General features: G+C 53.2%; 4 protein-coding genes and 1 pseudogene. 1 reads left to right on the top strand and 4 read right to left on the bottom strand.

The genetic code is table 11. The features are described from left to right. The 4 genes from R6U41_RS11075 to hflK form a co-directional block, all read right to left on the bottom strand. A partial coding sequence (locus R6U41_RS11075; RefSeq protein WP_410269900.1) for a CHC2 zinc finger domain-containing protein occupies positions 1–1,115 on the bottom strand: 1,115 nt, incomplete at its 3' end. A gap of 18 nt (positions 1,116–1,133) precedes the next feature. After that, complete coding sequence (locus R6U41_RS11080) at positions 1,134–1,409, bottom strand: hypothetical protein (protein WP_410269901.1); 276 nt, start codon at positions 1,407–1,409, stop codon at positions 1,134–1,136. Positions 1,410–1,457: 48 nt separating this feature from the next. After that, the gene (gene hflC, locus R6U41_RS11085; protein WP_410269902.1) at positions 1,458–2,438 is read right to left on the bottom strand and encodes a protease modulator HflC; all 981 of its coding nucleotides are present in this window, start codon (positions 2,436–2,438) and stop codon (positions 1,458–1,460) included. After that, positions 2,438–3,478, bottom strand: coding sequence for an FtsH protease activity modulator HflK (hflK, locus tag R6U41_RS11090; RefSeq protein ID WP_410269903.1), 1,041 nt, complete (start codon positions 3,476–3,478; stop codon positions 2,438–2,440). The genes hflC and hflK overlap by 1 nt, the downstream gene beginning before the upstream one ends. A 316-nt stretch (positions 3,479–3,794) precedes the next feature. Here hflK and R6U41_RS11095 point away from each other — a divergent pair. Beyond that, positions 3,795–3,975 (top strand): annotated as a pseudogene (locus R6U41_RS11095) (hypothetical protein); the annotation flags it as partial.

Consider the following 3,975-nt stretch of genomic DNA (forward strand, 5'->3'; position numbering starts at 1 on the left):
GGGGCGGGGTAGGAACCCAGGGTCGAAACCACCACCAGCTTGTCCTGGTCCTGGAGCAGGTTGTAGAAGGCGAAATAATCAAAAATGCCCTCCACCAGAATGATTGTCCGGTACTGCCGGATAAACGGCCCTGCCTTTTCAATGCCGTAAAGCCAGCTTCCGGAGGAAAGCGCAATTTCATTTCTTTGGTGTTTGAGCCACCGAACACCCCTGTCATCCGGAAGTCTGCCGGCCAAGCCAGCCGGATTTGAATCAATATCGTAGATGGGGAACACGATTCGCCCGGCCAATGCGTCACCGTAATTTCTGGAAAACAACGCTTTGCGTCTGAAATCGATCTGCCGGCAGTAGTATCCGTATGCTTTTGCGGTGTTGTCGTTTAAAAATCGGATCAAACCGCCATCCAGGAATGCATTGAAGGTTTGAAAATCATTTTCAAAACGCGGCAGAAGGCTGTCTGTCAGCGCCCGGCCTTGATAGCGGGTATCGCTGCAGGCCGGCGCATAGCCGATGTTGAATTTTTCCACAACGGATTTGTCAACACCCTGGCGCGCCAGATAATCCCGGATGTGCCGGAACTGGTTTTCATTGGACATCAAAAGCGCATTATAGAAGCCGGCCGCATTATTCATGGCGGCAACAATCTTTTCATCAGGCTTGCCGGACTCGGCAAAAACCACCGGCTCATCAGGCTCCGGTGTTTCTCCGGGTTCGGGAACAGATGGGGCGGCACCGGCATAGGGCTTGAAATCCCTGATACCCAGATGATCGGCCCACATCTGCTGCGCCGTTGCAAACCCTTGTTTCGTCCGCAGCATGATCAGATCGTAAATATCCCAATCCCCCCTGCAGGCACCAAAGCAATGGAACCGGACCTCATCTTTTTTGTCCACATACACCATAAATTTGTCTTCGGTGTCAGCGTGGAATGGACACAGGGCGTTATACCGGTTTTTTTTGACGGGTTTGAAAACAATGCCCAGCAGTTTTTCCGCATAATCGACAGTGGCATCGATATATCCTGCTGATTTTAGGTCCAGATGGGTTTTCATCATGTCGAGCCTGTTAAAAACCAGTTCTTCTAAATTCTCCTGTATTTTTAGCTGCTTTCCCATAAAAAAGCCTTGCCGAAATCAGGAAAAAAATTTTAAATTCCGCATGGTCTTTACGATTTCAACAACCGCTTCATGCATGCCTTCTGCACCATAGCCTGTGTCCGGGGTTTGTTTGTTTTCGGTTTTGTCATGCACCTCGGATTTGATTTTTTCCAGTTTCTGTGCATTGATTTCAACCTGCAGGCGATGTTCCTCCTCCAGTTCGCTGATGAGATCAGAGTCAATCTGTCCGAGGAGATCATCCGCCTCTGCCAGTAATTCTTCGATATTTTTGGATTCCAAATTCTCTGACATGGCAGTTTTTCCTTTCCGCTTTAAAAGCCGAGACGGCCGGCGCCCTTGTTACTCCACACCCAATGGTCTCTGCGCCTGGCCCGGGCTTGCATGCTTGACGTACTGGTAAAAATCGCTGTCGGTTGTGAGGATCAGTACGGAGTTCATGTTTGTCTTTTCCTTGTAGCTTTCAAGTGTTTGCAAAAACGCATAAAACTCCGGATTTTTGTTGTAAGCCTGACCGTATATTTTTGTGGCCTCGGCATCCGCCTTGCCCTGGATCTCCTGCACCCGGCGATAGGCTGTGGAGCGGATCTGGCGCAGTTCTTTTTCCATTTCACCGAGGATCTCCGCACTGCGTCCCTCTCCTTCGGAGCGGAACTGCGCGGCAATGCGTTTACGCTCTGAAATCATGCGCTCATAGACCTTTTCCCGGACGCTTTCCACGTAATCGAGGCGCTTTATACGCACATCCACCAGCTCAATGCCGTACTGGGGGATGATCTTTTGCGCTTCAGCCAGTATCGTTCGGGTAATTTGCTCTCTGCCTTGGGCGATCTCTTTTTTAAGCTCTTCTTCCCGCTCCTTTGGGACTTCCTTTAACACATCGTCTTCCGGAACCTCCCATGATGCACTGCGCACGAGCTCAACGAGTTCACTGCTTGAGACCTGGTCGCGTACCACTGAATCGAGAATATCGTTTAGGCGGGACTGGGCGCCTTCTTCGCTGGCCACGTTTTCAAGAAATTTTTTGGCATCTGCAATCCGCCACCGGGCCGTGGTGTCCACCCATATGAACTCGCGCCCCTTGGTGGGCACCTGGTTGGGATCTCCGTCCCAGACCAGCAGCCGCTTTTCAAATCGCCTGACCTCCTGGATAAAGGGAAGTTTCATGTGAAGGCCCGCCTCGGTCACGGTTTGGCCAACGGGTTTGCCAAACTGCACCACGATTGCCTGCCGGCCTTCCTCCAGAGTGTAAAGGGCGCTATAGAGAACGATAACGATGACTACCGATATCGCAATGCCTGCTGCTTTCAAGGTAAATCTCATTATTGTCTCCGCTGCACTGATGGTTGTGCGCCTGACTCCATTGAAACCCACGGCACCATGGCCTGCTGATCCTGGTCCACGATATAAAGCCCCTTCATGTCTGCCAGCAGGCCGGTCATGGCCTCCAGGTAAAGACGCCGGCGTGTGACCTGGGGGGCTCCCAGGTATTGTTTTAAAATGGACTCAAACCGGGTGGCCTCTCCCTGGGCACGGTTGACGCGCTCCAGGGCGTATCCTTCGGCCTCGCTGATACTTTGTTCCGCCACTCCCCGGGCCTTGGGGATCTCCCTGTTGGCCTGTTCCTCGGCCCTGTTGATTGTTCGTTCTTTGTCCTGGCGCGACTCGTTGACCTCATTGAAGGCGGGTTTTACGGTATCCGGCGGAGTTACGTCCTGGAGCTCAATGGTGACCAGACGAACTCCGGACTCATATTCCGTCAAAATCTTTTGTATCTCAATTTTTGCTTCACTGGCAACGTCCACCCGGCCGGTGGTCAGCACCTCGCTGCCGATGCGGTTGCCCACGGCCCGGCGCATGACCGCTTCGGTGATATCCCGGATTGTTTTGGGGGTCTCGCGTACATGAAACAAAAATCGAATCGGGTCTTCAATGCGGTACTGGATAATCCACTGGACATCGATGACGTTTAAATCTCCGGTGAGCATCAATGACTCGTCTTTATAAGCTCCGCTGGGATCATAGCGGGTCTTTTCCCCGGGAGTGCTGGCCACGGTCCGAAAACCGAATTCTTCCTTGAGCACCCGGGCAGTGGGCAGCATACGGGCTGTCTCGATGCCAAACGGCAGTTTGAAATGCAGTCCCGGCCCGGCCGTGCGAACCACTTTTCCAAAGCGCTGCACGATCCCGGTTTCTTCCGGCTGGACCGTGAACCATGCGGTCCAGAAGACAACCACCACCGCCAATGCGGCAATGATCAGTACCGAACGGCCCTTGAATGCGTTAAACTGCTGTCGTATTTTTGCCGCCACTTCTTCAAAAGTCGGCGGCGATCCCCCAGAGGCCTGATTCCATTCATTCATCGCTTAAATCTCCTTGATTCTTGAGGCATCGGTGTCATTGGTTTTGCCGCGCGCGGACAGCACCGCGTTCATGCCCTCGGCTTTTTCAACAGTGTATATCAAAGGCGCCGATGTTGAGAGTCTGCAGAGGCAGTTAGAGGATATGGCGCGCACTGGTACCGTACGGGCGGAGGACAGGAACGGCGATAGGTCCTACAGGTTGCTGCCTCTGGTGCCCGGGATCATCGAGCTGCAGTTCATGCATGGGCATACCGATGACCGTACGAAGCGACTGGCACAGTTGATGAAGAGCTACAGCAAAGTCGTAAAGACCCTCATGACGAGAGCACTGGCCCAGCCTACGGGTACTGAGGCCTCCGGCACAAGGAAGATCTCCGTCGAGCAGGACATCACCGACCGACCCACCATACTGCCTTACGACGAGGTGATGAAGCTCGTAGATGGAGCGGAATTGATAGCCGCAGGGGTCTGTGTTTGCCGGCATCAGGGGGACTTGC

Origin of the sequence: Desulfosalsimonas sp. (genome assembly GCF_046483245.1) — a bacterium.
GTDB lineage: Bacteria > Desulfobacterota > Desulfobacteria > Desulfobacterales > Desulfosalsimonadaceae > Desulfosalsimonas.

Coding starts and splice junctions, on each gene's coding strand:
- R6U41_RS11080 (WP_410269901.1), bottom strand. CDS start 1,409: ATGTCAGAGAATTTGGAATCCAAAAATATCGAAGAATTACTGGCAGAG.
- hflC (WP_410269902.1), bottom strand. CDS start 2,438: ATGAGATTTACCTTGAAAGCAGCAGGCATTGCGATATCGGTAGTCATC.
- hflK (WP_410269903.1), bottom strand. CDS start 3,478: ATGAATGAATGGAATCAGGCCTCTGGGGGATCGCCGCCGACTTTTGAA.